Source organism: Micromonospora tarensis (assembly GCF_016803395.1).
Taxonomy (GTDB): domain Bacteria; phylum Actinomycetota; class Actinomycetes; order Mycobacteriales; family Micromonosporaceae; genus Micromonospora; species Micromonospora tarensis.
Window position 1 is genome coordinate 1 of sequence record NZ_JAEVHL010000351.1, and the last position, 4,897, is coordinate 4,897.

The window sequence follows — 4,897 nt, forward strand, 5'->3', positions numbered from 1 at the left end:
GGCGGGCGGCGACGGCGGCCGGTCGGCGGCGCGCAGGGCGGTCGGCGCGGGTATCCGGCGCATCGAGTCGGCGGCGGGCGGAACGGGACCGCCTGATCAAGCGCCACGGTGACCCGGCGCGGCGGCCGTGGATCTACCTGATCGTCGCGACGGGGGACATCTACGAGGACATTCCGCAGGCGCAGGCGGCGGCGCGGGCCGGCGCGGACGTGATCGCGGTGATCCGCTCCACCGGGCAGTCGTTGCTGGACTACGTGCCGGAGGGCGCGACCCGGGAGGGGTTCGCCGGCACGTACGCCACGCAGGAGAACTTCCGGCTGATGCGCGCGGCGTTGGACGAGTCGTCGCGGGAGGTGGGCCGCTACGTGCGGTTGACCAACTACGCGTCGGGGCTGTGCATGCCGGAGATGGCGGCCCTGGCCGGGTTGGAACGCCTCGACATGATGTTGAACGACTCGATGTACGGGATTCTGTTCCGTGACATCAACCCGGTGCGGACCTTCGTCGACCAGCGGTTCTCCCGGCAGGTGCACGCCCGCGCGGGGATCATCATCAACACCGGTGAGGACAACTACCTGACCACCGCCGACGCTGTCGACGAGGCGCACACGGTGACGGTGTCGCAGCTGCTCAACGAGTTCTTCGCGCACGAGGCCGGGTTGGCGGACTGGCAGTTGGGCCTGGGGCACGCGTTCGAGATCAACCCGGAGGTGCCGGAGTCGTTCCGGTTGGAGCTGGCGCACGCCCTGCTGGCCCGGGAGTTGTTCCCCGACGCGCCGTTGAAGTGGATGCCGCCGACGAAGCACATGACCGGTGACGTGTTCCGGGGCAACCTGCTCGACGGGTTCTTCAACCTGGCCGGCGCGCTGACCGGTCAGGGCATCCTGCTGGTGGGGATGATGACCGAGGCGGTGGTGACGCCGTGGCTGTCCGACCGCGACATCGCGTTGCAGAACGTGCGGTACGTCCTCGGCGCGGCCGGTGGGCTGCACGAGGACCTCGTGCCGGCGGCGGGCGGGTTCATCCGCCGTCGCGCCAACCAGGTCCTCGGTGAGGCGCTGGACCTGCTGGAGCGCATCGGGGAGCAGACGCTGCTCACGGCGATCGCCGAGGGCACCTTCGGGATCATGAAGCGGCCCGCGGACCGGGGCAAGGGCCTCGACGGGGTCGCCGCGCACGAGGCGGACTACTGCAACCCGGCCACCGACATCCTGGAGGCGGGGCGTGAGTAAGCAGATTGTGCGCCCGTACGGGGACACCACCGGCGACGGGATGGTGCAGGTGTCGTTCACCCTGCCGGTGCCGCACGACAAGCGGGCCGAGGGCGCGGCGGTGCAGTTGGCCAACAAGATGGGCATGGACCCGGCGATGGTGGTGCACGCCAAGGCGATGGGTGACGGGTTCACCTTCTTCGTCGTGTACGGGCGGGTGAACCACCTGGTGGACCTCGACGCGGTGCGGGTGGTGGAGCGGGACTTCGCGCTGCTGTCGGCCAAGGAGGTCAACACGGTGGTCAAGCAGCGGCTGCGGCGCAAGCTGTCGGTGGTCGGGGCGTGCATCGGCACCGACGCGCACACCGTGGGCATCGACGCGATCCTCAACGTCAAGGGCATCGCGGGGGAGAAGGGCCTGGAGTACTACCGGGAGTTGAAGGTCACCAACATGGGCGCGCAGGTCAGCGTGCCGGAGTTGGTGGAGACCGCCCGGGCGGAGAAGGCCGACGCGGTGCTGGTGTCGCAGGTGGTCACCCAACGCGACGCGCACCTGCACAACACCCGGGAGATGTCGGCGGCGTTCCGGGAGGCGATGCCGGCGGGGCGGCGGCCGCTGCTGATCGTCGGCGGGCCCCGCTTCGACGAGTCGATGACCGACGAGTTGGGCGTGGACCGGATCTTCGGTCGGGGCACCACCCCCGGCGAGGTGGCCAGCTACCTGGTGCACGCCCTGATCACGCAACGGAAGGCGATGGCATGACCGACGCACGGCTCGGGTTGACGGTGACGCACCGGCGGTATGTGCCGTACGCGCACGCCCACTACGCCGGCAACCTCGTCGACGGGGCGTACGCCCTCGGGTTGTTCGGCGACGTCGCCACGGAGGTGTGTATCCGCACCGACGGCGACGAGGGCCTGTTCGCCGGGTACTCCGACGTGCGGTTCCACGCCCCCATCCACGCCGGGGACGTGGTGCAGGTGACCGGGCAGGTGTCGCGGGTGGGCACCCGTAGCCGCACCCTGGAGTTGAGCTGCGCGGTGGTGTGCCGGGGTCGCCCGGACCGCTCCGCGTCCGCCGCCGAGGTCCTGGATCCGCCGATCGTGGCGGTCACCGCGACCGGCACCGTGGTCGTTCCCGCCGCGTCGTGACCCTGGCGGTCTGCGCGGACGTCGGCTCCACGTACACCAAGGTCGCGGTGGTGGACCTGGCCGCCGGTGTTCTGGTCGGCGCGGCGGCGGCGCCCACCACGGTGGGCAGCGACGTGCTGCGCGGCCTGGACGCCGCGGTCGCGGCGGCCACCGCCGGGCTCCGAGTGCGGGACGTGCCGTGGTACGTGTGCTCGTCCGCCGGTGGCGGGTTGCGGTTGGCGGTGATCGGCTACGAGCCGCTGGTCACCGCGCAGGCCGGCCGGCGGGTCGGGTTGTCCGCCGGCGCGCACGTGGTGCACGTTGCCGCGGGCCGGCTGGGCGCGGCGGACCTGACCGCGTTGCGGGCGGCCCGACCGGACGTGGTGTTGCTGGTCGGCGGCACCGACGGCGGTGACGCCGACACGGTCACCCACAACGCCACCCGGCTGGCGCGGGCCCGCTGGCGGGTGCCGGTGGTGTACGCGGGCAACGGTGACGCCCGGGTGGGCCTGACCGGGTTGCTGGCGGCCGCCGGGGTGCCGGTGACGGGGGCGGAGAACGTGCTGCCGCGCATCGGGGTGCTCGCGCCGGCGTCGGCGCGGGCCGCGATCCGCGCGGTGTTCCTGCGCCACGTCATCGGTGGCAAGCGACTGTCCCGGGGCACCCGGTTCGCGCGGCTGGTCCGGGCGGCCACCCCGGACGCGGTGCTCACCGGAGTGGAGGTGCTCGCCGACACCCTCGGCGGTGACCTCGCCGTGGTCGACGTGGGTGGCGCCACCACCGACGTGTACTCGGTGCTCACCCCGGACGAGCGGGCCACCGGGCCGGGTCGGGAGGTCGCCGGCACCCTGTGGCGGGCCCGCACCGTGGAGGGTGACCTGGGGATGCGGTGGAGCGCCCCCGGGGTGCTCCGCGCGGCCGTCGAGGAACGGCTGCTCACCGCCGGTGAGGCAGAGGATCTGGCGGGTGCCGCCCGGCGGCGGGCCGCCGACCCGGCGTTCCTGGCCGCCGACGACGTCGAACGGGCCGCGGACCAGCACATCGCCACCCTGGCGGCGACGGTGGCGGTGCGCCGGCACGCCCGGGGGGGCCGGCACCGGTGAGCGGGGCCGGGCGGGACCTGCGCGACGTGCGGCTGATGGTGGGCTCCGGTGGGGTGCTGCGGCACGCGCCGGTCGACGTGTCCGGGCAGGTGCTGGCGGCGGTTCTCGCCGACCACGCCGGCGGGTGGGCGGTGCCGCGGGCCGCCGCGTCGGTCGTCGACGCCGACTATGTGCTGGCCGCCGGGGGGTTGCTCGCCGAGGAGCACCGGGGTGCCGCGCAGGCGTTGCTGCGTCACCATCTGCGCACGCATTGAGACTCGCGACCCGACACGCCGTGTCGCAACACACGACAGGCCGGGTGTGGGTTGACAACGGACGGGGGTCGGCACGTACCGTCTTTGAGTCCTACCACGGGAAGCGGCTGTTGTTCGCTTCGTCCCTTCGTCCGCTGGCCGAGCGACATGTTTCAGCGTCATCGTCGCGGCGGCCAGGTCCAGCGGGCGGGGGTCGGCGGGGCGGCGCGAACCGGCCGCGGTTACCGGTGTACGGGCAGGGTGAGGTGCACGGCCAGTAGACAACGGCCCGGCGGGGGCAGCCAGTCCGCGTCCGGTCGGTCCGAAGGTCGTCGTGCCCCATCCTCGCCACACCGGCCGGGAAGGGCCTGGGAGCATCGGGGCGCGGCGTCAGCCGCGCCCCGATTTCATCTCCGCCGGGCGGTTCCTGCCCGCCGGCCCGACGCGGCCGGTGAGCCCGCCAGCCAGGTAACCTTCGCCCCGTGATCGAGGTGAAGCGGTGACGACCCTGGACCGGGATGAGACGCGCACCCCGGCGGTGCCGCCCCGGCCGGTGGTGACCGGCCGGCCGCTGCCGCTGCGGGTCGCCCGTGCCGCTGGCCGTGGCCGCCGGGCTGGCCCTGCTGGTGGCGTTCCCGCCGTACGGGGTGTGGCCGCTCGCGCCCGTCGGGGTGGCGTTGCTGGCCGCCGCCGCGCACCGACGGCGGTTGCGCGCCGGCGCCGGCCTGGGCTTCCTGACCGGGGTGGCGTTCTTCGCCCCGCTGCTGGCCTGGACGAACCTGCACACCGGTTACCTGCCGTGGGTGCTGCTGTCGCTGCTGCAGGCCGGTTATCTGGCGCTGCTGGGCGCGGCCACCGCCTGGGTGTCACCGCTGGCCGACCGGGATCGGTGGGCGTGGCCGGCGGTGACCGGGCTGCTGTGGGTGGGGCAGGAGGCGCTGCGCGACCGCACCCCGTTCGGCGGGTTCCCCTGGGGGCGGTTGGCGTTCAGCCAGGACGACTCCCCGCTGCTGCGCCTGGCGGCGCTGGGCGGCGCGCCGCTGGTGAGCTTCGCGGTGGCGCTCGTCGGTGGGCTGCTGGTCGCCGCCGCCTGGCGGGGCTGGGTCACCGCCCAGCAGCGCCGCACCCCGCAGGACAGCCCGGTGGCCGCTGACCACCCGCGGGACGCCACAACGGTCCTGGAGGGCCCGCTGGCTGCCACGTCAGGCCTCGGCGGCCG

At 73.8% G+C, this 4,897-nt stretch carries 2 protein-coding genes and 3 pseudogenes; all 5 read left to right on the top strand.

Features of this window, described 5'->3' with window-relative positions; all coding sequences use genetic code 11:
* A pseudogene (gene kamD / locus JM949_RS33480) lies at positions 1-1,232 on the top strand (lysine 5,6-aminomutase subunit alpha); the annotation flags it as partial.
* The gene (gene kamE / locus JM949_RS33485) at positions 1,225-1,974 is read left to right on the top strand and encodes a lysine 5,6-aminomutase subunit beta (protein ID WP_309232437.1); all 750 of its coding nucleotides are present in this window, start codon (positions 1,225-1,227) and stop codon (positions 1,972-1,974) included. The pseudogene kamD and the gene kamE, both read left to right, overlap by 8 nt.
* Positions 1,971-2,363 (top strand): 3-aminobutyryl-CoA ammonia lyase, encoded by a 393-nt coding sequence (gene kal, locus JM949_RS33490; protein ID WP_203152048.1) that lies wholly within the window; start codon positions 1,971-1,973, stop codon positions 2,361-2,363. The genes kamE and kal overlap by 4 nt, the downstream gene beginning before the upstream one ends.
* Positions 2,360-3,699, top strand: a pseudogene (locus JM949_RS33495) (glutamate mutase L). Before kal ends, JM949_RS33495 begins: the two are co-directional and overlap by 4 nt.
* A 478-nt stretch (positions 3,700-4,177) precedes the next feature.
* Positions 4,178-4,782: pseudogene (locus JM949_RS33500) on the top strand (apolipoprotein N-acyltransferase); the annotation flags it as partial.
* Positions 4,783-4,897: the final 115 nt, after the last annotated feature.